Genomic DNA, 23,658 nt, shown 5'->3' on the forward strand with positions numbered 1-23,658 from the left:
TTTACACATGTCAAATAAACTGGTTTTAGTTCTCAATTGCGGTAGCTCTTCTCTCAAATTTGCCGTCATTGACGCGCAAACAGGTGACGACCAAATTTCTGGCTTAGCCGAATGTTTTGGTTTAGAAGACTCTCGCATTAAATGGAAAATCAACGGCGAAAAACATGAAGCAGCCTTAGGTGCATTTACGGCTCACCGTGAAGCAGTTGAATACATTGTTAATAAAATTCTTGCGGAACAACCTGAATTAGCAGCAAAAATTCAAGCCGTTGGCCATCGTATCGTTCACGGTGGTGAGAAATTCACTCGCTCAGTGATCATCGATGAGAGCGTGATCAAAGGCATCGAAGACTGTGCTTCATTAGCCCCACTGCACAATCCTGCTCACCTTATCGGCATCCGCGCGGCAATGGCCTCTTTCCCTAAATTGCCACAGGTTGCTGTATTTGATACCGCTTTCCACCAAAGCATGCCAGACAGAGCTTATGTCTACGCCCTGCCTTACAAGTTATACCGTGAACACGGTATCCGTCGTTATGGCATGCATGGCACGAGTCATTTATTCGTTAGCCGTGAAGCGGCAAAAATGCTCAACAAGCCCATCGAAGATACCAACGTGATCTGTGCTCATTTAGGCAATGGCGCGTCAGTGACTGCCATCAAAGGCGGCAAAAGTGTCGACACTTCTATGGGCTTAACCCCATTAGAAGGTTTGGTTATGGGCACGCGTTGTGGCGATATTGACCCTTCAATCATCTACCACTTAGTTCATCAACTGGGTTACACCTTAGAAGAAGTGAATAACCTGATGAACAAGCAAAGTGGTCTGCTGGGTATTTCCGAGCTGACCAACGATTGCCGTGGCATCGAAGAAGGTTACGCCGAGGGCCATAAAGGCGCGACCTTAGCCTTAGAAATCTTCTGCTACCGCTTAGCCAAGTACATCGCCTCTTACACTGTGCCACTGGGCCGTTTAGATGCAGTCGTCTTCACCGGTGGTATTGGTGAAAACTCAGATTTAATCCGTGAAAAAGTGCTCAACATGCTGGAAATATTCAATTTCCATGTCGATAGTGAGCGCAACAAAGCGGCGCGTTTCGGTAAGAAAGGTATCATCACCCAAGATAAAGGCACGATTGCCATGGTGATCCCAACGAACGAAGAATGGGTTATCGCCGAAGATTCCATTAAACTTATCAACAAATAAAAAGGCCGAAGCCGTTTGCTCACCCAAACGGCTTTATACCTTACGTAGCCGTACTCACAAGCAAATTTGCAGAAACTATTCTGCCAAAAACCATCGACACTAGAGGTTTTTATGTCTCGTAATATTATGTTAATCCCCATAGGTACCGGAGTCGGCCTGACCTCCTTAAGCCTTGGGATGGTGCGCGCACTGGAGCGCCACGGGGTTAAGGTTCAGTTCTTTAAGCCTATTTCTCAGCTTCGTCCAAACGATAATGGCCCAGAACGCTCGACCACTATTCTGAGCAAATCGCCAACAGTAAATCCCTTAGAGCCCTTCGACATGGCCCATGCCGAAGCCTTAATTCGCGCCGATCAAATCGACGTCTTAATGGAGCAAATCATCGCCCGTGCGGCCGATTGCGCTAGCAACACAGAGACCTTAATTGTCGAAGGTTTAGTGCCAACGCGTAATCATCCCTTCGCCGATGATGTGAACTATGCCATCGCTAAAGCCATGGATGCCGACGTAATTTTTATTGCCACACCAGGCAGTGATACGGCTACAGGGCTAATGAATCGCCTCGAAATCGCCTATAACTCTTGGGGCGGGAAAAAGAATAAACGCTTAATTGGTGCTGTAATTAACAAGATTGGTGCCCCCGTGGACGACGAAGGTCGCGCGCGCCCTGATCTATCTGAAGTCTTTGATCACCAAGGTGTTCAACGCTCAGATGCGGCCAGCATGTTCCAACTGCCGGGTAAAAGCCCACTGCGTATTTTAGGCAGCGTGCCCTACAATCTTGATCTTGTCGCTCCTCGTGCGTCGGATTTAGCGAAACATTTAAGTGCACGCATTCTAAATGCTGGTGAAATGCATACCCGCCGCCTGCGTAAAGTAACCTTTTGTGCCCGCAGTATCCCGAACATGGTCACTCATATCAAGACTGACTCCTTGCTTGTAACCTCAGGCGATCGCTCAGATGTGATCGTATCAGCCTGTCTTGCGGCCATGAACGGCGTGAAAATTGGTGCCCTGTTGTTGACCGGTAGCTACGAGCCAGAGCCAGAAATCCTTAAGCTGTGTGAACAGGCCTTTGAAACCGGTTTACCTGTGTTCTTAATAGACAGTAACACTTGGCAAACCTCGCTCAACATTCAACGTTTCGACCATGAAGTACCTGTCGATGACGCGGTTCGTATCGATCTGGTGCAGGATTATGTGGCCAGCCACATTGACCAAACGTGGATTGAAAGCGTGACTAAAAACTCACCCCGTGAGCATCGCCTGTCGCCACCCGCTTTCCGTTACAAACTCACGGAATTGGCGCGCGCCGCCCACAAGACTGTGGTGCTTCCAGAAGGTGATGAGCCGCGTACCATTAAAGCGGCGGCCATTTGTGCAGAACGCGGTATTGCTCGCTGTGTACTCTTAGGTAAAAAAGATGAAATCCTGCGTATCGCCGCCCAGCAAGATGTGGTGCTTGGCGAAGGCGTGATCATTATCGATCCTGAAGAGGTGCGCGACCGTTACGTAGAACCTATGTTGGAACTGCGTCGCAGCAAAGGCTTAACTGAAGTCGTTGCCCGTGAACAGTTAGAAGACAACATGGTGCTCGGCACTATGATGCTGGCGCAAAACGAAGTCGACGGTATCGTTTCTGGTGCGGTTAACACCACAGCCAATACCATTCGCCCACCACTGCAATTGATCAAAACGGCACCTGGCTCAAGCTTAGTTTCATCCATCTTCTTTATGCTGATGCCAGATCAAGTGCTTGTTTACGGTGACTGTGCGATTAACCCAGATCCCAATGCTGAGCAGTTAGCAGATATCGCCATCCAATCGGCGGAATCAGCAAAAGCCTTCGGTATCGAGCCAAGAGTGGCGATGATCAGCTACTCAACTGGCAACTCAGGTACAGGTTCTGATGTGGATAAAGTGCGTGAAGCAACCCGTATTGCCAAAGAAAAACGCCCAGATCTGATTATTGATGGTCCATTGCAATACGATGCGGCGGTTATGCCAAACGTTGCCCGCTCTAAGGCACCTAATAGCCCTGTCGCTGGTCAAGCTACCGTTTTCGTGTTCCCAGACCTTAATACAGGCAACACGACTTACAAGGCCGTACAGCGAAGCGCCGATCTGATCAGTATTGGTCCTATGCTGCAAGGTATGCGCAAACCTGTGAACGACTTGTCTCGCGGCGCGTTAGTCGATGACATCGTCTACACTATCGCACTAACGGCAATTCAAGCCGCACAAAACGACGCAGCTAAAAGCTAACAGCATTAAATCTGCATAGCGTTACGCACAAAAAAGCACTGGTTATTACCGGTGCTTTTTTATGCTCAAATTTAGCGTAAACCATACCGTTGATCGCAAGAATCGCTTAATGGATGAGTCGAAATTACAAAAGATGAAGAAAAAACGAGAAATATCGAATTATGCAGTGTGAATAAGCTCGGCAAATTGCGAAAAATATCCACAAGTAGAAGTGGAACATAATGGAAAGCAGAAAAGCGTCACTTTTTAACCAGCAAATAAAGCAAGACAATATCAATGACTTACAAAGTATCACTGAAGTCTTCAACATAGTTTTCCACAGTTTCTGTGGATAACCTTTTTATATGACTCCTAACTATATGCCACACACATGAGGTTTGAGTCAATGCTTTTCACAATAGACAGCGAATCACGACAAGACTTGTACATTACAGCTAAAATCGCGATACTCGGAACAAATTCCAATAACTAAAACTTATGCGAACTCTATTTTTTTTCTCCCTCCTGTTCCTCTTCGGTTGTGGCGATCCCTCAACGCAAGAGCAACGCCAGTTATCACCGGAAGAAGTGAGCTTAGGCTTTTTTAAAGCGATTTATGTTGATCGTAATGTTGAACAAGCCAAGCAATACGTCGACGATCCCATTAAACAAGTGCTCACCCATTACCACATTGCCGCAGCCGTACAGCGTAATATGCTCGGCCTATCTATGACCAATGTTGAAATGGAAATTGATGATATCGATATCGACTTCTTCCGCAAATTTACCAAAGACGTCATTGTTGTGGTCAAAATGAAAGGTCTTAAAGGTGGTCAACCATGGATTGATGACAGGACCATACGCCTACACAAAATTGGTAGCCAATGGATTATCGTCGAACTTCTGCCTGAAAAGCGCAAAGTTAACGGTTAACCCCCCTTCTTGCCTGCTTTCACCGCGCATACCTTGTCATACAATCATTCTGCTTACTTTCAGCCAAAAAAATAGCAACCTTAGGGTTGCTATTTTTTTGTGCTTGTTCTGTTATTTCCGACTCATAAGTACCGTCAGTTTAATCGCTATCGATTAAGCTTGGATCACTTCTTCTTCGCTTTCAGCAGGTAAAGACGTTAGTACATCGTCTTTCACTTGATAATAAGCATTTTCGTATTCATGAACTTCCATAACAACTCCTGCTTGATTGGGTAAGGTCGCAGAGGCTTGCCATTCTATGCTGACATTTTGCCTATGAGGAAAGGGATACATTCCGTGGGCTGGAGTATAACAAAGCAAAAGCCACAATTACAGAAAACTTTCAGTTTTGTATCACCAAGCATAGCATTTAAGGCTGGTTATCATTTAAATAGCTCACAATCAGTGATTCAACATGAAAGACTTTCACTTTCTACGAGGATATTGAGGCCATGCTGACGCCATTTCATCATTCGCTTTATACACAAAAGCGATTAACAGAAATCGCTTACATAAAATGAATCTAGGGAATGCCATTAGATGTTCAGGGCAGGCTTTATGGTGAAATTTCTATCCTCAAACACTTAGACCAACATCAAGTAAGTAAAGTGATTGAAACCTATGGGCGATCGCAGCTATCTGAGCGATTAAGCTACTGAAGAATAAGTGCTGTGTAATAAGCGACAGTGTCGAAAGCTAAACACTCAACCTAAGCCGACAAAAAAGGCCAGTTAATACTGGCCAGTTAAGCTAAATCAGGCCTAGGCTTGAGTCGATAAGCGGTAGCGAAGCACCTTAAGTGACTTCTCTTCCGACACATCCATAAAGGCTAGCGGATTGGCTAAGCGCTCTATGTATTCGAGTGCAGGTGCAGCTTCCGCTACCTGTTGACGCAGGAAAGCGGTATCGAGTTCAGGTGCATTTAGACACAGTAATACTTCGCCATTCTCGGCAAGCAACTCAGGTAAACGCCTAATTAAACGCACATAATCCTTAGTCGCAACAAAACTGCCCTTCTGATTGCTCGGTGGATCGGCAACAACAATGTCGTAGGGACCGAGCTTTTTCAGTTTGCCCCAAGATTTAAAAATATCATGGCCTAAAAAACGGGCTCCCGCGCTAAAGCCATTCAGCAAATGGTTCTGTTTGCCTATGCCTAATGCGCCTTTGCTCATGTCCATATTCACAACTTCATCGGCGCCGCCTTGCAATGCCGCGACCGAGAAACCACAGGTATAAGCGAATAAATTAAGCACCTTTTTATAACGGGCGTTTGCTCTAACCCACTCGCGGCCATTGGCCATATCGAGGAAGAGTCCGTGGTTTTGTCCGCGCATTAGGTGCACCTGAAACCGTGCACCATTTTCGCTAACGATATGCGGCTCAGGCACTTCACCTTGCAATAATTGGGTAAACGTCTCCCCCGCACTACGGTATTGGTAGACTAAATTCAATTGGCTATCTGGCCTAATAGCTTGCCAGCGCGCTGCAATCGCCTGTTGGCAGAGGGTTAAATCCGTATTCTCCAAGGGAGTAAAGCTGGTCAGCAATAGTACGGGTGCAAACCAATCTAAACATAGGTGCTCACAACCCACGTAATGCCCACCGCGGCCGTGGAATAACCGCACCGCATCATCACCTAACTCAATTGTCGCTAGCGCTTGTATAAAACTTTGCATCTTCTACTACTTACTCTCAGTTGCACTTGTATTGGCTTCATCGCCATTGGGAATTGAATTTTCCGTGTTACTGGCCAAGAACTTATCTTCGATATCGTCCGATAATAAAATGGCTAACCAATTACCACTCTTACTCGATTCGAGGGCAATTTTAACCACCATAGTCAATGGCACTGACAGCAACATGCCCACAGAACCTAATAACCAGCCCCAGAAAATTAATGATAAAAATACCACTAAGGTCGATAACCCCAGGCCGCGCCCCATAAATTTAGGCTCAATGATATTGCCCATCACCATGTTGGCACCCACGTACAAAAGTGCAGTCCCCCCCGCAGCTGCAGGGCCAAGCTGAATAAAGGCCAACAACACCGCTGGAATGGCGGCAATGATAGAACCAATATTGGGAATGTAATTAAACAGGAAAGCAATCACCGCCCATAACATGGCGTAATCCACGCCGATGAAGGTCAACCCCACACCAACAATGATCCCAGTAGCCAAACTCACTAAGGTCTTGATCACCATGTACTGATTCACAGATTGTAAAAAGCGGTCAATCTGCTTTAAGCGCATATCGGGATCGTCCAATGCCAGGTGCAATTTCTTTGGCAGCGACTGAGCTTCAAACAGCATAAAGACGATAGTGAGGATGATCAGAAATAAATTCGCCATCACATTGCCGACACCCGATAGCATATTTGTGGTCATGGACAAGGCCATGCCAGGATCAAAATAGGCTAATACCTGATCCTTCGAAATCTGAATATTTAATGCCTGTAATTTATGGATAATCCACGAAAACTGCTCCACCAGCTGATCGCGATATTGGGGCAATTGTTTAGAAAACTCATTGACAGAACTGCCGACGACTGAGGCTAACCATAGGCCCATCAACACAATAAAACCCATCAAGAGGATCACTGCCAGCCATTTAGGCACACGGAACTTTGTCATCAAACCGATTGCAGGATTACAAATCACCGCAAGAAAACTGGACAGCACAAACGGCACCACAATCGGGCTCGCCGCCTTAATCCCTGCCAAAATAATCACTACAAAGGCCATAACCGCAAAGCCACGATAAGCAGCAGAGGGCGCATTAGGTCGAGTCATTTATTAAAAATCCTTCTTGATCTTAGATAAAATTGTTAGGCTAACCCTTGAAACCACTTAACCTCAGCAACTTTAGCTTAAGATAGCCATTTGTCATTATGAAACCAGAAACCGCGATTATACGCATTAAAAACTTAAGACTTCGTACTTTTATTGGCATTAAAGAAGATGAAATCCAAAATCGCCAAGACGTGATCATTAATGTCGTGATCCATTATTGTGCCGAACGTGCCCGCAACAGTGACAATGTCGAGGATGCGCTCAATTACCGCACTATCACCAAAAAGATCATTGAACTGATTGAGAATAACCGTTTCTCATTACTCGAAAATCTCACCAGCCAAACGCTGGCCATCGCCAGTGAGCATCCTTGGGTTGAATTTGCCAGTGTCGAAATCGACAAGCCCCATGCACTACGCTTTGCCGATTCAGTCTCGATGGAGTTATGTTATCAAAAATAATCTAGCTAAAAATACTCCGACTAAGTGATCGTTGCACACCGCATTTTGGTATATATCCGCAGAGCTTAACCAATTAAGAGAGGTTCCATGAATATACTGATCACCGGCGCAAGCGGCTTTATTGGCCGCCAATTAGTCGAACGACTGGCGCCATATCATCAACTGACGTTATTAACTCGCTCGGTGCAACAAACACAAAAAGTGCTCGGCAATCAGCACCATTACCTCGAGAGTCTCGATGAGCTAAGCGACTTAAATCACATTGATGCCATTGTAAATCTTGCGGGTGAACCCATAGTCGCTAAACGTTGGAGTAAAAACCAGAAGCAACGCATTTGTGATAGTCGCTGGAATATTACGGCAAGATTAACTCAGCTAATACAACAGAGTAGCACTCCTCCTCAGATCATGGTGAGTGGTTCGGCAGTAGGTTATTACGGGCGGCACGATGATAAATTACTCGATGAGTCTAGTGGCGCCCATGTTGAGTTTAGCCATGACATCTGTCGAAAATGGGAGCAAGAAGCGCTAAATGCAACCTCAGAGCACACACGCGTCTGTATTATCCGTATTGGTATCGTGCTAGGTAAAGGTGGTGCCTTAGAGAAAATGTTACCGCCATTTAAACTCGGACTCGGTGGCCCAATTGGCCATGGACGCCAAGGTATGAGCTGGATCCATGTGCAGGATCTCATTTCCCTTATTGATTTTTTACTCACTCAACAACACTGTAAAGGCATATTTAATGCCACTGCACCCAATCCAGTGAGTAACGCTGTGTTTACCAAAGCGCTCGGAAAAGCACTTAATCGCCCAGCGTTAATCACGACCCCACCGCTTGCATTACGCTTAGCGATGGGCGAAATGTCGGAGCTGCTGACAGAAGGGCAATTTGTTTACCCCAAACGTGCCCTCGAAGCGGGTTTTCAGTTTCAATTCAGTGATCTCGATAACGCCTTAACAAACGTGTTAGCCAAATAGGCTAGCACGCTAGAGCCTAAACTCAGCTTAAATATGCTGATAAAATCAGTCGCTGATGCAGGCGGATCTTAGTGCTTAAATCCGCTCAACAACCAGGTATATTGTAACGTCAATCTTGCCATTATTTTAGCAACACTAGAAAAACAAGAATGTAACATCATGATTTCTATTATGATTTAGCGACAATACGTCCATTTTCTGCTAAACTCGCCTCCATTCGGTCATAGGAGGCACGCATTAACCGCCTCAGCCTTGACCACAGATAGACTCAGCAACACCTCATAAATAGATAGTTATTTATGCTCAGGAACAGGCTATTTAATCTGCTGTTCTTGGTCTGTAGACCATAAAACGATACACACTCGCGCCTACTCGTCCTTTAAATTTTTTATCGGATTAACACTGATCTGTCCTCGACATCAAGCGCTTAACATCCAGCATTAGCAGGTACTTAATAACAAGATGGGTTACTTCTCATTGGACATTGTGCCCAATGAAACGCCCGCACTTAGACAGTTTGTAAGGAATTTTCATGCACACGACCTATATGATTGGCGAGCTAGAATCATTTTTAATTGCCATTTTCGTGCTGTTTATCGGCCACTCTATCAATCGCCATGTACGTGTCTTCAGGCAATATAATATCCCCGAACCCATAGTGGGTGGCCTAGTTGTCGCCGCGGGAGTTACATTTCTTCACTTTCAAAATATCAGTCTCGACTTCAGCCTATCACTGCAAAATACCTTAATGCTGATGTTTTTTAGCACCATTGGCCTCTCGGCAAACTACAAGCTATTGCTCAGCGGTGGTAAAAAAGTCTTCATCTTTTTAGGTGTGGCCTCAGTGTATATTGTGATTCAAAATGCCGTCGGCGTCAGTTTAGCCAGCCTATTGGGGCTCGATCCCATCATGGGACTTATCGCAGGATCAATTACCCTGTCGGGCGGCCATGGTACTGGCGTCGCTTGGTCACAAACCTTTGCTGAGCGCTACGGTATCAACACCTTAGAGTTTGCTATGGCTGCGGCAACCTTTGGTTTGATCATGGGTGGGATCATCGGTGGCCCCGTCGCGCAGCGATTAATCGGTAAGCATAATCTTGTTTCTCGCTATGGGGTTGGCCGCAAGCATCACAGTGAACATCCACATTTAGTCACTTATGATCACTTAGAAGAAGACCAAGTCACCGCCAAAACCATATTAGAAACTCTGTTTGTGCTGTTGTTGTGTGTTGCAGGATCAAAATGGCTCACGCTGTGGATCAGCCAATCGGGTATTGCATGGCTAAAGATGCCCGACTTTGTATATGCTCTTTTTCTTGGCGTGCTCATCGCTAATCTCACAGAACTCACCCGCGGTTACAAACCCCATACCGAAAGCATCGATGTGATAGGGACTGTCGCGCTGTCTCTCTTCCTCTCAATGGCCTTAATGACTTTAAAGTTATGGGAAATTTTTGATTTAGCGATCCCGCTACTGGTGATATTACTGGTACAAACCGCAGTGTTGGCCATTTTTGCCTATTTCGTGACGTTCAAAGTCATGGGCAGTAATTACGATGCTGCGGTGATCACCGGTGGCCACTGCGGCTTTGGTATGGGGGCAACCCCAACAGCGGTAATGAATATGGGCGCGCTAGTCTCACGCACAGGACCATCACCCCAAGCCTTTATGGTAGTACCTATCGTCGGTGCCTTCTTCATCGACATAGTTAACTTAATTGTCTTACAGGGCTATCTGAGCTTTATGAAGTAGTTGTTTATAACTCAATCACTTAAAAAATAGGGCGCCGACTTTGGCGCCCTATTTCATGGTTCAAAATAGTTAAGACTAGAATTCACGCATTAAGCGTTCAGGCCGAGGCAGGTAATAATCATCATAATCAAGGGAGAAAACGACTGAACTTGAACGGCCAACAATCTCATCACGGGGCACGAAGCCAATAACCCGAGAGTCAGCGCTGTTATCACGATTATCACCCAGGGCTAAATAATGCGCATCTGGCACTGTGACAGGTCCAAAATTGGCAAGCCTTGAGGGTACAGGGTTAAGGCGAATACTATGGACCATACCGAGTAAATATTCCTGCATTTCTGTCACATCAGCGGGAGCATAAGCACTCAATGCTTGGGATGTGTAGCTGAGCAGTTCGCCGTTTAAATACAAGCGATTATCCTGCATCATCACAGTATCGCCTGGCACAGCTATTACCCGCTTAATCAGTTTTTTATCGGCCTTTTTCGAGTCAAATACCACGATATCGCCGCGAGCGGGATCGGCCAGTTTGACTAATGCGATATGCGTAAATGGCACCCTAAGATCATAAGCCATCTTATTAACTAGAATGCGATCACCCTCGACGATAGTCGGCAGCATAGAACCCGATGGCACAGTATTCCAATCGGCCACCGCGCTCCTGAACACTAGCATTAAACTGATAAACAGAAAAAAGGAGCGATTATCCTTAAGCAGTTTTGTTATTCCTTTGAACATAATATTCCCTCTATGGCATATATAAGCTAGTCGCTGTTCTCAGTTAGATAGACCCATTGCGTTGCACTAAGTTCTGTTGCTACCTGCTTAAGCACAGATCAATTTGTAAGCCAATGTAAAAACGCATGTTCATGCTCAAATTCATGTTCATGCTCATGTTCGAGTCATGCTCATACTCAGCAGAATCAGCAGAATCAGCCAGACAATAAAAAAGCACTGAGCTTAGGCAGCATCAGTGCTTTTAATGTTGGCTCAGCTTGTTGTCTTAATAAGCTTTATGTTTTAGCCCATCAACAGAGTTCACAAACCGCCCTAGCTCCCAGCCTTCAATAGCTCGGAACAAGATTGGCTGAGCAATTGTCGACAACGCCAAACCCCAAGTAGGGCGACAATTAAGGCTCCAGAAACAGGGGCAATACCCCACCAAGGCCAGTGCATGTATACATTAAGTTCAAATACTTGAGTCTTAAGTAGATATAACGCAAATTCGGCCACAATTACGGCTAACACACCCGCAATACCGCCAAGTAAGGCGAACTCTAAACCCGTTGCACTGCGCAATAACCATCCTGAAGCACCAAAGGTACGTAACACCGCCAGTTCACGTTGCCGAGTTGCCATGCCAGCCTCAGTCTGTGCAATCAAGACTAAGGCACTGGCTAATAACACTAAGGCCAGCACTAAAGACAACGACAGCGACACTTGCTCAATTATCTGCCGCAACTGCCCCACCATAGCGCCAACATCTATGATAGATATCGTCGGAAATTGCTGAATAAGCGCAAGGATCACTGCATCCTTAGGCGTACCATCAGCATTCATAGTCTTATCGTTAGTCGCCTGATCATTCAGATAAAAACTCGCCATCGAGGTATACGCAAAAGGCGCGAGCGCTTCTTGGGTGAAAATCATAAAGAAGTTCGGTTGCAGTGTTTCCCAATGCACGGCACGAATACTGGCAACTTTAACTGTGAGTTCTTGATTATCAATCACGTAAGTCAGCTTATCGCCAAGACCAATACCTAGACGCTCCGCCACGCCGGACTCCACCGACACTTCATCGGCGGCTTGATTAAAATGCCCCTCTAACAGTTCGTTGTTAGCAGGCAGTGTATTGCGCCACGTTAGGTTTAACTCGCGCGAAATGCCCACTCTTCCCTTTTCACCCGCTTCTGACTGTTCATTCGAAATCAGCGCTTCACCGTTAATTTGAGTTAATCGGCCACGGATCACCGGATAAATGTCTGTCGCCACTATCCCCTTAGCCGTCATGAAATCATTCAAGGGCTTTGCATCATCAGGCGCAATATTGACAAGAAAATAATTAGGCGCATTTTCGGGCAACTGTTTTTGCCATTCGTTAAGTAAATCTTGTCTTAACGCCAAAATAGTCAATAACAGTACCAGTGCAGCGCTAAAGCCAACCAATTGCACCGCATTTTGCCGCGCACGACGCCTTAGCCCCGCCAGCGCTAATTGCAAAGGATTGGTAGTCTTCATACCAACACTGTGTCCTGCTCGTATCATCACAAATCCAAGCAGACTTAATAGCGCAGCCAGCAATAGCACAGCCGCGACCACAGTCAGAGTCAAAGTCCAACTTTGGGAATACAAATAGCCCAATAGTGCCATAGCCCCTAGACTCAGTAGCAAATGCAGCCACATACCAAGCTGTAAGCCTTCTAACTGGCGCTGCAACACCCGCAGTGGCGGAATAGCCAGTAAACGCATCAATGGATAAGCCGAAAACATAAAGGCGCTGATGAGCCCTGTGCTGATGCCGAGTAATAATGGTCGTGTGAGTGGCGGTGAATAGGCCGCAATTTCGGGTGGCAATAGATAACTGATCCCAAAATCGAGTAACCCTCCCCCAATAAGACCTAGACCAATTCCCAGTAGCGTTACCAACAATAAATGAGTACCAAACAACAGACGAATTTGCTTTGCCGAGGCGCCAAAGGTTTTCAGCATGGCCACCACATCGTAATGGCGCTGACAATAACGCTGGGCGGCAATACCTATCGCCGCGCAGGCCAATGCAATGCCCATCAAACTTGCCAGCAGTAGGAAGCGCTCAGCTCGCTTAACCGCTCCCGCTATCGGCGAGTCACCGGATTGCACATCGACCCAACGCTGGGTGCTATTCAAAAGCGGTTTAACACTTTGCTCAAAGGCCGTAAGCGAAGCTTCATCGCCAGCAAATTGATACAGATAAGTCACGCGGCTGCCCGGTTGAATCACTCCCGTTTTGGCGACATCTTCCATGCGCATCAATACCACGGGCGATGAAGCAAAAGGATTAAAGCCCGCGTCGGGCAAGCGACTGATCTCATTGCTGAGCACAAATTCACTGTTACCTAGTTCGATGGATTTGGGATAACCCAAAAGTCCGCCTAAGCGAGTCTCAAACCAGATTTCGCCCGCTTGAGGTAACGCCTTGGTTTTACCGCTGGTGAGTTCAATATCGCCCTTAAGCGGGTAACCCGACTCTACGGCGCGTACTGTGACTAACTGAAACTTATCTCCCGAATAGACCATGGAATTAAATTGCATGTTAGTCACATGCTTAAGCCCAAGCGCTTCGGCTTTGGATAAAATCGCCGCATCAATTTTAACCGGCGAATCGATAATACGGTCGGCCGCAATAAACTGTGACGCTTGACCACTAATTGCCACTTGCAGACGTTCACTCACCCGCGCTAAGCCACTCACAGACAAAACCGCGAGCGTAATAGCGAGGATAATCAGTAACAATTGTCCCTGCTGTAACTCGCGTTTAAACAGGCGCCATGCCAGACTTAACTCCATTATTAAGCCTCCTTAACATCAGCTAGCAGTTCTGTTTGAGTGATATCTTCCTGTAAATGGCCGTTATCCATCACCAGTTGACGCTCACACCGCTTGGCCAACTGCAGATCATGGGTAACAAGGACTAAGGTTGTATGGCTTTCTTGATTAAGCTCAAACAACATATCGGCAATCTTATGGCCGTTGACGCTGTCTAAATTGCCAGTTGGTTCATCGGCAAACAAAACTGTAGGCTCACAGATAAAAGCGCGGGCAATCGCCACCCTTTGCTGTTCACCACCCGAAAGCTGTTTGGGTAAATGGGTCAAGCGATGGGATAAACCAACCCGCACCAACATGGCCTGCGCTTTTTCCTTGGCATTGCTCACGCCTGCAAGCTCGGCGGGTAACATGACGTTCTCGAGCGCAGTTAAGGTATCAACTAACATAAAGGATTGAAAAATAAAGCTGACCTTCTGTTTACGCAGTGCCGCTTTTTGCTCTTCATTCAGTGGTGATAATGCCACACCATCGAGCCAAATCTCCCCCGACGTAGGCGTATCAAGCGCCGCAAGCAATCCCAATAAGGTGGATTTGCCTGAACCTGATGGGCCGAGAATGGCCACACTCTCACCTTGCTTGACATCTAAGTTAATGCCCTTGAGGATAGTGAGCGTTCCTTCCTGAGTAATCACTGATTTTTCGAGGTTAACAACATTAATGGCACTGTTTTTTAAGATGACGTTAGACATAGGATCCTTCTTATATAAATCGTTCTGGTATCAATCGCTAAGATTAAAATCAATGGCGAAGACCCTAGGGGCATTCATCCTACTGAGTGTACTCATGGTCACGCCCGCTCAAGCGGCAAAGATACTGATCCTCGGCGATAGCTTAGGCGCTAGCTACGGCATGGCAGAACAGTCAGGCTGGGTAGCACTACTGCAAAAAAATCTGCCCGAACATCAGTTTACCAATGGCTCAGTGAGCGGCGAAACCACAGCGGGCGGCCTACGCCGATTACCCGCCTTGCTCGATTCTGTTGCTCCCGATCTTGTGGTCGTTGAGCTAGGAGGTAATGATGGTTTACGTGGATTCCCCCCAACGCAACTCGAAAATAATCTAATCCAAATCATTACCCTAGCCAAAGATAGCGGCGCAAAAGTGCTGCTGACCGAGATCATGGTACCGCCTAACTATGGCCCTCGCTATACCCAAAAGTTCACCCAAGTGTATCAAGACATATCTAAAACCCAGGATATAGTGTTGATCCCCTTCTTTATGCAGGATATCGCGCCCCATCCAGAATTAATGCAAAGGGATGGCATTCATCCCAACGAAAAGGCACAAGCTCAGATTGCGGCTTGGATGCAACCATGGATAGAAAATGCGTTAACCCAATAAAATAGCTGCTATTTTAAGCTAACGAACCGCTTACTTAGCTAAACTCATACTCAACGGATAAAAACGTGTTCTAACGCAAGATTAACCCTATAGATAAACAGTAAAATTCGTGTTAGCAAATGGTTAACTCAAACAAGGAGTCAATATGTCCCTTAGCCATCAGCAAAAAGTGTACATACCCAAGGAAGCCCGTACAAATCAATACATCACAGCCGAAATCAAGGTGACGGATGAGCTACTCAATCAATATCCCGATTATCAAAGCTGCTATCAAACGTTAAGCCGTTTGATATTTAATTTGGCAGAACAACACGATCTCCGTAATGTTCACGTGATCACTAACGATAAACTGCCAGTAGTGCGTTACCATACCGAAGCATATTGCTTCCAAACCACTGAACAAATTCTATTTTTTTATAACCCAGCCTACCACGAAGCCCAAAACTTATTCTCGCAAGAAAACTATCGCGCCCGCAAACTGCGCATTGTGTTTCTTGCCACAGGTGACGATATTCGCAGTAATTCCGCCAGTTTCCATATCAAGGTGCGTGAGTTGCTCACTGAATTAATGCCCTTAATGCCAATAAGCGATCTTAAGGTTAAGGTCCGCGACCATCAGCATTTATCCTATGATCTGTTCGCAAAAGCTAAGGGCTATAAAGAAACCTATGGTTATAAACTGCGCGCCATCGGCCCAAGATATAAAGCCAGAAAATGTGAGTTACCAGAAAACGTTAGCTCTCTTACCTATGTGACGGTAAGCTTGCCGCTGAGTCGCAAACTCAAACAGGGTTTATTACCTGACTCAGCCACTGACTTTACGCCTTTATATCAGCATCTTGAAGACTGCTTCCTCAAAGCGGCAGCTAATAGACAGCTGACACGCCTTGCTATGATAGCGAACGGCTTAACACCGCTTGTGCGTAACAGTAAGTTTGAAAAGCTCGACAGCAAAGCCGAAGTACAAATGATAGGGTTCGATCCTAATGCGACTGAGCAACAAGTTATCCGTCGCTGGGATGCCGATAACTTGGTCGAAGCCGCGCACTTTACCATAGTGGCAGGTACTAAGGACTGTGACGATTCGGGTTTCGGTCGCTTTATGAACAATGTTGAAACAGCCCTGAAGGCCTTTGCTGCGGACATAGGTGTCGATCCGGAGCGTGAAGATCTCATCGTACGTTTCCATCAACATATCAGCTATCAAATCTAACCCGCTTCGGTATTAGCCGCGAAAGCTCAGCAAATGAAAACGCCTGCAAATGCAGGCGTTTTTACTTTTATTCACCAATAGACAGAATTACATAGGACGATTTTTTTCTATGAGGCGATTGAAAATAGCGTTCACAGACAAAGAGGCACCGTGGGCAATTTTATCAGCGAGTTTCTTTCTCACCTGATAACGTATCTTGTACACAGTACGCTCTGTGGCGAGTGACATTATCACATCATCGCTGGTCGAAATCGCATCAACTAAACCTAATTCAATGGCTTGCTGACCGTACCAATGCTCGCCAGTAGCGACTTTCACTAAATCCAACTCAGGGCGATACTTACCAACAAACGCTTTAAATAAGACGTGGGTTTCTTCGAGTTCTTCTTGAAACTTCTGTCTTCCCTCATCGGAGTTTTCACCAAATACTGTCAAGGTGCGCTTAAAATTACCGGCCGTATGTTGCTCATAATCAATTTCATGCTTTTTCAGCAGGCGATTAAAGTTAGGCAGTTGAGCAACAACACCAATAGAACCGACAATGGCAAAAGGTGCAGCATAAATTTTATTCGCAACACAAGCCATCATATAGCCACCACTGGCGGCGACTTTATCAACACAGACAGTCAATGGAATATCTGATTGACGTAAGCGATCTAACTGGCTGGAGGCTAAACCATAACCATGCACCATACCACCGCCACTCTCTACATTGACAACCACTTCATCGCCTTTTTCTGCGATAGCGATAATTGCACTGATTTCTTCACGCAGTGATGCAACCTCAGCGGCATCGATACTGCCCTTAAAATCAATCACGAACACTTTGCCCGTGCAGGCTTCATCTGCGGCTTTGTCTTTTGCCTTTTCGTCAGCTTTTAATTGCTTTTCATAGGCTTTGAATTGTTTCTTTGACAGAAGTTCTTCTTTTAAGCCATGCTTAAGTTCTTCTAACTCTTCAGACAAGTTAGTGATCCTCAGCTCGCCCTTATCTGACTTGTGTTTTACAGTGGAAGCCAACACCACAATAATAACGGCAACGATTGCGACCACTATTGTGACGGCTTTCGCCAAAAACATTCCATACTCGTATAAAAATTCCAAAGTGTTCTCCGTTAGGGCGTTACATCATTCAGTCAATTGCGCGCTATTCTAACAGCCTAAAGGCCCATAAAAAAACCCAGCAAAGGCTGGGTTTTTCCGATTAAGGCAAGATTAGTTAGGACAAGTCGCAATGACCCCACTGTTTGTCACTAAAATCGTCGCATCGTCCTTACCTGCAGTAGCTGCATAGGTTGCCACTTGAGTCTGCATTTCAACCGTGGCAGCCGCGGCCATACCATCCGTTGATTCCTTTTCTTTAGGATCAACAATCGAACTGTGGTGACCTTTAGCGAAGCGCACAACGCCATGACCTTTGCTCGTGCTATCGGCACAAGGTAGCCCGATGGCAGCGATCAGCGGCTCAGTGCCCGATAATGGGAAGTTATCGACGCGATTAGGCAGCACTTGGTCTGCTAAGTTACCGTTACCATCACCCGCCACTTCAATTAAGTGCACAGGTAAGCCAGTCGCTTTTAACATAGCAGCATGGTTAACAGGATCTGCAGAATCTACCGCTGTTTGAACCGCAAAGGCAAACGTCGGAATAAACTGTGCGTATACCGCCTGCACCAGTGCCGCATATTCAGGGCTACCAGGCTCATAACCTGCTGTATTAGCCGCATCGACCTGTGCTTGGAAAGTTGCAGATGCCGTAATATTACTAAACAGTACTGGGCCAAAGGTTGCAGAACCTGCGAATGATCCTGCTAATCCACCTGCTGGCGCAACTAAGGATACAGCATTGATAACATAAGCATTTGGCAAGGCATCGCCGGTTGCTGGATTCTTCATACCTGTGCTGGCATAGGTCGCAAAATCGGTGCCCACAATGGCGCCTAAACTCAGACCTTGAGCACTGATTTTAGTCACATCAAATACTTGCGGCTGACCTGCTTGTGCTAAGCCCTGTGCTAAGCCCGTAAGAGCAAGACGCACCCCTAAATGGTCCATCGTCGCTTGACGGAAATTATCTCGCACCGACAAAGTGCTAGAAATATTCACAAACACCAACGGGTTACCATTTTTAAAGGCGTCCGGTTTACCAACAACTGCACCGAAGGCAGGATCTGTCGCAGAGACTTCATAAATCCCATCTCCGTTAGCATCGAATGAACGCGCACCGTGAAGTGGCATATCAATAGCAACAGTTGCAACCCCCATTGCCGCATACGTGCCGGCATAGGCCAATGACATTTCTTTACCGCCACCTAAACCATGAAGGGCAATTGTTGTTGGCCAACCAGATGTAGGAGGAATAAACTCACGACCTTGCTGTTGATAAAAAGCAGCCAATTTCGTTGCATTGGGCATAGAAATCAGTACAGATACTGTTTCATAACCTTTGATTGCTGGAATAGGATTGAATTTAGTCAGATGTTTGGTTTTATCAACTGCCGTACCATCGTCTAAAACCCATGTTTTACCCGCCATTAACGAGGGATTGGCTAAAGCATCAGCAGGGTTGGCAATACCATTAGCCACCGCTTGCATACCAAAATTATTCTGGCTGAGTGTGCCCGCTTGCAGTGCTAGTAGCACAGAGACAGGGCTATCACCTTGTGCTTTCCAATGACCATTAATTAATGGTTTACCTTCAGCGGATAAACAACCAACTGAAGAACAATCACCGTAAATAGGCAGTTTAATTTTTGCCGTATACACATCAGCCAAGTTTGCGGCAACATAGGCAGCTCCAGCAGCTGGTGTTAAGCCCGCCACTTGAGCCACAGTCAATCCAGTCGGTGTTGGCATCTGGGCAAAGCTTGGTGCATAGGGAGCACCCTTCGCCATCAGCAATTTGGTGGTTTCATAGACGTTAGCAACAGACTGAGTGGTAAATAAGCCAGAGTAACTGATGGTTAAAGGATCGACCTTATGGGCCGCAGCAATCCCTTTCTCATAACTGTTCACTAAGGTTTGCAGCATCAATTGATCTGGCGTTTCTAAAGGTAACGTATTGATATCCAGCTTCAACAAACCATAGGTCGTTGAAGGAGCGATACCACGACCTTCAGAATCTTGAATAAGATTCGTTGTCGCATAAATATAAGATTGCCCGGCTTTGAGTGGCTTAAGCGGAATTATCACCACTTTTTTGCCCGAAGCGGTTGATATAAAGTCAACGCCAAACTGCAACTCAGCGCCCACTTTACAGGCTGAAACTGACGGTTTAGCCTTACATTCGGGATCAGATGATAATGCGCCGCCTACTGTGGCTTCAAACATTCTGACAGCACCCGGTTGCGCAACCGATGCCGCCATTAAGGTTAGCGGTGTACCGTCATGTTTTTTCGCCAAATCGATATCAATAGAAATCGGTGATGTTGTCGACCACCCATCTAACGCCCCAAGCGCTATTTGTGGATCAACATAATTGCCCGAGCTTTCACCCGGAATTGATAATGTGCCATCTTTGGTGCCACTGAACAGCAAATCATTCGGTAATGGAACTTTTGAATTAGCAGGGTCGAACACCATGTGCGATTCAGGGATGAGCACTTCTGTCTTATCCTTGAGTTCATTAAAACTGTCCTCACCACATCCTGTGAGGCCCAGTGCAGATGCAATCGCAACACCCAAAATGAGTCTTTTCATCTTTTTTCCCCAAATCTTGTTGTAATAGTTTTGTTTTCCCCAAGAAATTAGTCACAATAGCTTTTAGATCTGTGACCAATAGGGCTTATGTTAGCCCCTAACTCATTTCAAGTTAACGTAAAAATATTGAGTTAGCCACAAGTTTGTCACAAAGATTTTAGCTATTGATAACAAAGTTTCATTCATTTGTTTGAAACATGCGTTTATCACTTCGGCGACTCTAGAAGTGGCGGGCATTCTCGCCAAGAGGAAAAAGAGACTCATGTTGGAATATCAAGCAGCAAAAGATTTACTCAAGGGCAAGACGATTTTAGTCACAGGCGCTGGTGCTGGCATAGGCCGTACCGCCGCCATTGAGTTTGCAAAACACGGCGCCACTGTGATTTTACTTGGTAAAACAGTGAAAAAATTGGAAGCAGTTTACGACGTAATAGAACAAGCCGGTTATCCCAAACCAGCCATAGTGCCATTGGATCTTAAGGGCGCAACGGAACAAAATTATCGCGATATGGCCGATACCATTGCCGAGCAATTCGATCATTTAGACGGCTTATTGCATAACGCTAGCTTACTCGGTGCCTTAGGTCCGTTTGAACACATAGATATTCCATCACTCGAAGACGTGCTCAAAGTGAACGTCACGGCCCAAGTCATGCTAACTAAAGCATTACTACCTGTGATACGCCAAGCACCCAGTGCATCGATTATCTTTACGTCGAGCAGTGTGGGTCGTCAAGGCCGCGCCTATTGGGGACCTTATGCTTTCTCTAAGTTTGCCACCGAAGGCATGATGCAAGTTCTCGCCCATGAATGCGATGGCACCTCAGTTCGAGTTAACAGCATCAATCCAGGAGCTACCCGCACTGAGATGCGCGCTAAAGCCTACCCTGCAGAGAATCCACTGGATCTCAAAACAGCTGAAGAGATCATGCCGACCTATCTATATTTGATGGGTCAAGATTCTAGTGCCGTCAACGGACGGCAGTTTAACGCACAGTAATCGAATCGCTTATTGAGTTTCTGCCGGTATGATTCGGCAATATTAAAGGGCCTATTTATGGCTCTTTATTATTTTAGATATTCTCAAAATGAAACCCGAACTTGTCGATGACATTAAGTACGACAAAGATAGCGCACCGCCAATCTTAGCTTAACTGAATTTTTGCAAAATAAATCATCGTTTTAGCTTTGGCGACTCTGTTTGATTCATCAAGCGAATTTTGCGTATCCAGCGGTGAGTCAGCTAACTCATGGCTGGAGTAATAACTTACCCACAACTCATTTCCATCAATAACAACGCCCGCATAACTGGTATCGCCCTTCGATGGCAGTGTCAGTAGTTCTTGAACCACGCCAGTATCTGGATGAATTTCAACTAAAGCCGTTCTAACTTGTTCATCATATAAACGCACTACAGCCAACAAACGGGATTGATACATCAACATCACTGGCCCACCAATGCGCTTATCGAGTTCTTGCCATTGCCAATCAGTGAATGGCATTTGACTGCGGCCGAGTAAACCGACAAATTCTGGGCCCCATACGGGATCGCGCCTCAATAGACAAAAGCCGTTTTCTTGATGAAAAACAATGGCAGTTTCGTTGACATAACCTTGATTATTAAACACCTTTAACCAAGTCTCAAACTGCACCCCATCATCACTTTTATACAAGCGGGTATCGCCATCAGGCCCAGCGCGATAACCCACGCCATAGAGTGCATTTTGATGCTCGGTTAAGCGCCATAACCAATAGCCTTTATCAGCGACTTTTAACGCATCCGACCACGCTAGCCCATTGGCTGAGCGCCAAAGATGTGATTGTAAGCCGGACTTATCGTGTAAAGTCCCGCCGCCGAGTAAGAGTAATTCTCCTTGATACTCAATCAGTTTGCCATCGCGTAAATCCGCCTCATCCGAACGGATCAGCGCCACGCTCTGCCAAGTGTCGCCTAAATCCGCTGAGCGTAGAATTCGTAGCGCACCATCGGGTGACACATGGGCAGTCCCTTCACGGAAAACGCAAAACAGTGCCCCCTGAAACGTGATTAAATCGGTAAACGCATTATGGGCAGCGTGTTCCCAAATCCGTTTCACTGAAATTAGCTTCATCCATTCACTCCTCAATCCAACTGAGACTTGTTATAACATAGCTGCAAATAACAGAAAGCAAAAAGGCCGCTTAGCGGCCTTTTTCATTGGGATAAAACAACTTAGCTGCGCTGACGCGATGGCTTAGGTTTTCCCGATCCGGTCACTTTATGCTTACGTACGGCGCGGCGAATTTTAGCACTCTTCACCTGAGCACGGGCTACGCTGTGTTTATCGGCAGCAAGCATAGTACGAGTTTCGGGCTCAAGACCTGCCAGCTTACGCAAGTAGTTAACTTGCTCTACGGGCAATTCAACCCAGCCACCGCGAGGCAGTGATTTTGGCAGTTCGACCATACCATAACGAATACGGATCAAACGACTCACCTGTACTTCTTGGGATTCCCACAAACGGCGCACTTCACGGTTGCGACCTTCGCGTAAACACACATGCCACCACTGGTTCATGCCTTCGCCGCCCGCTGGCTTGATGCTATCAAACTGCGCAGGGCCGTCTTCTAACATGACGCCAGTACGTAAACGTTGCACTGTCGCCTCAGGGATTTCACCAAAGGTACGCACTGCGTATTCGCGGTCGACTTCGTTCGATGGATGCATTAAACGGTTCGCCAACTCACCATCTGACGTAAACAACAATAAGCCTGAGGTGTTAATGTCTAAACGACCAACCGCTACCCAGCGTGAATCACGCACTTTAGGTAAGCGATCGAATACCGTTGGACGGCCTTCAGGATCTTTACGACTACAAATTTCGCCTTCAGGTTTATGATATGCCAGCACACGGCAAATCACATCTTCGGCAGACTTTAACGAAATGGCTCTGCCATCGATACGTACTTTAGCATCAGCTTCAATACGATCCCCAAGGCTAGCAATTTCACCATCAATACTAACTCGGCCTGCAGCAATCCATGCCTCCATCTCACGACGGGAGCCATGGCCTGCACGGGCCAAGACTTTCTGCAACTTTTCACTCATTAGTTAACTCTTTACTAGTATTCTTTTTAAAAACAAGGAGTTTATCACCTCGCTTTTTGTATATTTTGTTTGTATGTACGCAGTGATGTACACAATTCCAAAAGTGACCTAATTATACGCGCTATGCTGTATCGGCGCAAAGTTACATTAATAAACCAATAAGCAAACATTAATTTATCTACAGCTTTAATGCAGACACGAAGTGTAATATGTGCGACATTGGAAAATAATATCTATATATTAATAACTTGGGCGTGATTAGAACAGGAGGTTACAATGTGTAAACTGTATATTTATCTCGTAATAGGATTTA

General features: G+C 46.1%; 18 protein-coding genes. 9 read left to right on the top strand and 9 right to left on the bottom strand.

Annotated features, from left to right (window positions below):
* Nucleotides 1–7: 7 nt before the first annotated feature.
* The 3 genes from ackA (at nt 8) to L5M40_RS14825 (ending at nt 4,384) form a co-directional block, all read left to right on the top strand.
* A complete protein-coding gene (gene ackA / locus L5M40_RS14815; RefSeq protein WP_219234385.1) occupies nt 8–1,207 on the top strand; it encodes an acetate kinase in 1,200 nt (399 codons plus the stop codon).
* Nucleotides 1,208–1,318: 111 nt separating this feature from the next.
* A complete protein-coding gene (pta, locus tag L5M40_RS14820) occupies nt 1,319–3,472 on the top strand; it encodes a phosphate acetyltransferase (RefSeq protein WP_263184831.1) in 2,154 nt (717 codons plus the stop codon).
* A 477-nt stretch (nt 3,473–3,949) separates the two neighbouring features.
* Entirely contained in the window at nt 3,950–4,384 is a 435-nt protein-coding gene (locus tag L5M40_RS14825) for a hypothetical protein (protein ID WP_105252133.1), read from the top strand.
* 800 nt (nt 4,385–5,184) lie between these two features.
* On the opposite strand, the gene L5M40_RS14830 is transcribed toward L5M40_RS14825, so the two are convergent.
* Nucleotides 5,185–6,102 (bottom strand): class I SAM-dependent methyltransferase, encoded by a 918-nt coding sequence (locus L5M40_RS14830; RefSeq protein WP_263175585.1) that lies wholly within the window; start codon nt 6,100–6,102, stop codon nt 5,185–5,187.
* A 6-nt stretch (nt 6,103–6,108) separates the two neighbouring features.
* A complete protein-coding gene (locus L5M40_RS14835; protein WP_028760979.1) occupies nt 6,109–7,218 on the bottom strand; it encodes an AI-2E family transporter in 1,110 nt (369 codons plus the stop codon).
* A 98-nt stretch (nt 7,219–7,316) separates the two neighbouring features.
* Between L5M40_RS14835 and folX the strand changes: the two genes are divergently transcribed.
* From folX to gltS, 3 genes are all read left to right on the top strand, one after another.
* Nucleotides 7,317–7,679, top strand: a complete 363-nt coding sequence (gene folX, locus L5M40_RS14840) for a dihydroneopterin triphosphate 2'-epimerase (RefSeq protein ID WP_006082167.1) — start codon at nt 7,317–7,319, stop codon at nt 7,677–7,679.
* A gap of 87 nt (nt 7,680–7,766) precedes the next feature.
* On the top strand, nt 7,767–8,660 hold the full coding sequence (locus L5M40_RS14845) for a TIGR01777 family oxidoreductase (RefSeq protein ID WP_263175586.1): 894 nt from the start codon (nt 7,767–7,769) through the stop codon (nt 8,658–8,660).
* A 532-nt stretch (nt 8,661–9,192) separates the two neighbouring features.
* Nucleotides 9,193–10,416: a sodium/glutamate symporter gene (gene gltS, locus L5M40_RS14850; RefSeq protein WP_113940752.1), complete on the top strand. Its 1,224-nt coding sequence runs from the start codon at nt 9,193–9,195 to the stop codon at nt 10,414–10,416.
* 75 nt (nt 10,417–10,491) lie between these two features.
* On the opposite strand, the gene lepB is transcribed toward gltS, so the two are convergent.
* The 3 genes from lepB to L5M40_RS14865 all read right to left on the bottom strand — a co-directional run bounded on the left by lepB (nt 10,492) and on the right by L5M40_RS14865 (nt 14,693).
* The gene (gene lepB / locus L5M40_RS14855; protein WP_263175587.1) at nt 10,492–11,154 is read right to left on the bottom strand and encodes a signal peptidase I; all 663 of its coding nucleotides are present in this window, start codon (nt 11,152–11,154) and stop codon (nt 10,492–10,494) included.
* 312 nt (nt 11,155–11,466) lie between these two features.
* Complete coding sequence (locus tag L5M40_RS14860) at nt 11,467–13,962, bottom strand: ABC transporter permease (RefSeq protein WP_263175588.1); 2,496 nt, start codon at nt 13,960–13,962, stop codon at nt 11,467–11,469.
* Nucleotides 13,963–13,964: 2 nt separating this feature from the next.
* Entirely contained in the window at nt 13,965–14,693 is a 729-nt protein-coding gene (locus L5M40_RS14865; RefSeq protein WP_263175589.1) for an ABC transporter ATP-binding protein, read from the bottom strand.
* Between the two features lie 52 nt (nt 14,694–14,745).
* Here L5M40_RS14865 and L5M40_RS14870 point away from each other — a divergent pair, with 52 nt between their 5' ends.
* Together L5M40_RS14870 and L5M40_RS14875 are read left to right on the top strand one after the other, a co-directional pair.
* Complete coding sequence (locus L5M40_RS14870; protein WP_263256837.1) at nt 14,746–15,345, top strand: arylesterase; 600 nt, start codon at nt 14,746–14,748, stop codon at nt 15,343–15,345.
* 145 nt (nt 15,346–15,490) lie between these two features.
* Nucleotides 15,491–16,558 (top strand): DUF3083 family protein, encoded by a 1,068-nt coding sequence (locus tag L5M40_RS14875; protein ID WP_028760986.1) that lies wholly within the window; start codon nt 15,491–15,493, stop codon nt 16,556–16,558.
* Nucleotides 16,559–16,645: 87 nt separating this feature from the next.
* Here the strand turns inward: L5M40_RS14875 and sohB are convergent, their stop codons facing one another.
* Nucleotides 16,646–17,662, bottom strand: a complete 1,017-nt coding sequence (sohB, locus tag L5M40_RS14880; RefSeq protein WP_198572807.1) for a protease SohB — start codon at nt 17,660–17,662, stop codon at nt 16,646–16,648.
* Nucleotides 17,663–17,773: 111 nt separating this feature from the next.
* The gene (locus L5M40_RS14885) at nt 17,774–20,257 is read right to left on the bottom strand and encodes a VolA/Pla-1 family phospholipase (RefSeq protein ID WP_263175591.1); all 2,484 of its coding nucleotides are present in this window, start codon (nt 20,255–20,257) and stop codon (nt 17,774–17,776) included.
* Between the two features lie 262 nt (nt 20,258–20,519).
* Between L5M40_RS14885 and L5M40_RS14890 the strand changes: the two genes are divergently transcribed.
* Nucleotides 20,520–21,257 (top strand): YciK family oxidoreductase, encoded by a 738-nt coding sequence (locus L5M40_RS14890; protein ID WP_263175592.1) that lies wholly within the window; start codon nt 20,520–20,522, stop codon nt 21,255–21,257.
* Between the two features lie 145 nt (nt 21,258–21,402).
* Here the strand turns inward: L5M40_RS14890 and L5M40_RS14895 are convergent, their stop codons facing one another.
* A complete protein-coding gene (locus L5M40_RS14895) occupies nt 21,403–22,368 on the bottom strand; it encodes an exo-alpha-sialidase (protein WP_263175593.1) in 966 nt (321 codons plus the stop codon).
* Nucleotides 22,369–22,469: 101 nt separating this feature from the next.
* Nucleotides 22,470–23,345 (bottom strand): 23S rRNA pseudouridine(2605) synthase RluB, encoded by an 876-nt coding sequence (rluB, locus tag L5M40_RS14900; RefSeq protein WP_028760991.1) that lies wholly within the window; start codon nt 23,343–23,345, stop codon nt 22,470–22,472.
* Between the last annotated feature and the right edge of the window lie 313 nt (nt 23,346–23,658).

Source organism: Shewanella sp. SM68 (assembly GCF_025653925.1).
Lineage (GTDB): Bacteria > Pseudomonadota > Gammaproteobacteria > Enterobacterales > Shewanellaceae > Shewanella > Shewanella oncorhynchi.

Bases quoted from the DNA above. Each gene is read 5' to 3' on its own strand.
- ackA (WP_219234385.1), top strand. From the start codon at position 8: ATGTCAAATAAACTGGTTTTAGTTCTCAATTGCGGTAGCTCTTCTCTC.
- pta (WP_263184831.1), top strand. From the start codon at position 1,319: ATGTCTCGTAATATTATGTTAATCCCCATAGGTACCGGAGTCGGCCTG.
- L5M40_RS14825 (WP_105252133.1), top strand. From the start codon at position 3,950: ATGCGAACTCTATTTTTTTTCTCCCTCCTGTTCCTCTTCGGTTGTGGC.
- L5M40_RS14830 (WP_263175585.1), bottom strand. From the start codon at position 6,102: ATGCAAAGTTTTATACAAGCGCTAGCGACAATTGAGTTAGGTGATGAT.
- L5M40_RS14835 (WP_028760979.1), bottom strand. From the start codon at position 7,218: ATGACTCGACCTAATGCGCCCTCTGCTGCTTATCGTGGCTTTGCGGTT.
- folX (WP_006082167.1), top strand. From the start codon at position 7,317: ATGAAACCAGAAACCGCGATTATACGCATTAAAAACTTAAGACTTCGT.
- L5M40_RS14845 (WP_263175586.1), top strand. From the start codon at position 7,767: ATGAATATACTGATCACCGGCGCAAGCGGCTTTATTGGCCGCCAATTA.
- gltS (WP_113940752.1), top strand. From the start codon at position 9,193: ATGCACACGACCTATATGATTGGCGAGCTAGAATCATTTTTAATTGCC.
- lepB (WP_263175587.1), bottom strand. From the start codon at position 11,154: ATGTTCAAAGGAATAACAAAACTGCTTAAGGATAATCGCTCCTTTTTT.
- L5M40_RS14860 (WP_263175588.1), bottom strand. From the start codon at position 13,962: ATGGAGTTAAGTCTGGCATGGCGCCTGTTTAAACGCGAGTTACAGCAG.
- L5M40_RS14865 (WP_263175589.1), bottom strand. From the start codon at position 14,693: ATGTCTAACGTCATCTTAAAAAACAGTGCCATTAATGTTGTTAACCTC.
- L5M40_RS14870 (WP_263256837.1), top strand. From the start codon at position 14,746: ATGGCGAAGACCCTAGGGGCATTCATCCTACTGAGTGTACTCATGGTC.
- L5M40_RS14875 (WP_028760986.1), top strand. From the start codon at position 15,491: ATGTCCCTTAGCCATCAGCAAAAAGTGTACATACCCAAGGAAGCCCGT.
- L5M40_RS14885 (WP_263175591.1), bottom strand. From the start codon at position 20,257: ATGAAAAGACTCATTTTGGGTGTTGCGATTGCATCTGCACTGGGCCTC.
- L5M40_RS14890 (WP_263175592.1), top strand. From the start codon at position 20,520: ATGTTGGAATATCAAGCAGCAAAAGATTTACTCAAGGGCAAGACGATT.
- L5M40_RS14895 (WP_263175593.1), bottom strand. From the start codon at position 22,368: ATGAAGCTAATTTCAGTGAAACGGATTTGGGAACACGCTGCCCATAAT.
- rluB (WP_028760991.1), bottom strand. From the start codon at position 23,345: ATGAGTGAAAAGTTGCAGAAAGTCTTGGCCCGTGCAGGCCATGGCTCC.